Here is a 1,230-nt window from a genome sequence, read left to right on the forward strand (position 1 = left end):
ATAWAAAATATTATGCCTGCTAATGCAAAATTACCTATATTATTTAACGCAATTCAACTAGGACAATGTAAAAAAACAACACCGCCGTATAATATTGCACATAATAATTTTTTTGATGAAAATACAGAATATTTTGGATATTCTGAAATAGAACTTGACTTAAAACAAATTGACCCAACAATTCAAAATATTAGTAAATTTATTAGTTCTTATAAAACAATAGAAATAAGTAATCTTAATAATTTACAAGTTGAATGTGGACCACCTGAAATAGAAAATTTTATTCCTAATAGAAATGTTGAAATTTTAGTTGGTAGAACAGGCTGTTCAGATTATTTAGGTAATTTGGGCGGTGTAAAAATAAAAACACAAGGAATGGAACAAATTGATAAAGTTAATTTTGAAAATACAATTATTTTATATACTGATAATATAAAAATAAATGATATTCAAACAGTTGCTACTGGTTATACTAATGGATTAATAAATAAAGAATATAGAACTAAATATAAAACTAATTTAGGTGAAGCGTTTATTTATTTATTGTTGCAAATAACAAAATTATATAATAATGATAACGAGAAAATTAAAGAAACTAAACTTCAAGCATATTATACTAATAATATGAAATTAAAAATTAGAATATCAAAAAGTATGATTCCTAAATTATTAGGAGTTGAGGGATATGGAGATATTTGATATTGAGGTACAACCGAATATGAAACACCTATTTCAGATGGAAGTATAAAATTTAATATAAATAATTCAAATGTTTTGGGGATTAGAAATAGTAGCAATAATCCTGTTAAAATTACAATAAAACCAAGATAAAAGAAAAAGAGATTATTAAATCTCTTTTTTCTATTCTCCGTTAACTTTTACATTATCATCTTTATCAATAATTAAGTTAGGTAAATTTTGTTCTTCACCATTTCAACGATAAACTGATTTAATATAATCATTATTTTTATTTTTTCAATAATGGAACTTAGTTTCTTTTCCTTGATAAGTTTCATATACATATAACAAATTCAAATCAAGGTCTAATCTTAAATAAAAGTGGTTAGTACCGTCATTAATTATTAGTTCATCGTTGTGCATAATATTTTTAAATTTGTTTAAATGATATTTATTTTCACCTTTTCATATTACATAATATCATTTATTATCAACCGTATTGAATGGTTTTTCTTGTGGTGCTATTCATTCTAAATTGTCTCTAATTTYTTK

The 1,230-nt window shown here is 23.0% G+C and carries 1 protein-coding gene and 1 pseudogene; one reads left to right on the forward strand and one right to left on the reverse strand.

All coding sequences use genetic code 4. From position 1 onward, the window contains the following. The coding region (locus EHV01_RS05755; protein ID WP_422066627.1) for a hypothetical protein at positions 1-831 on the forward strand (831 nt) is incomplete at its 5' end. Between the two features lie 30 nt (positions 832-861). Here EHV01_RS05755 and EHV01_RS05760 read toward each other — a convergent pair. Next, positions 862-1,230, reverse strand: a pseudogene (locus EHV01_RS05760) (hypothetical protein); the annotation flags it as partial.

The sequence above is a fragment of the Spiroplasma sp. hy2 genome (genome assembly GCF_044714365.1).
Lineage (GTDB): Bacteria > Bacillota_I > Bacilli_A > Mycoplasmatales > Mycoplasmataceae > Spiroplasma > Spiroplasma phoeniceum.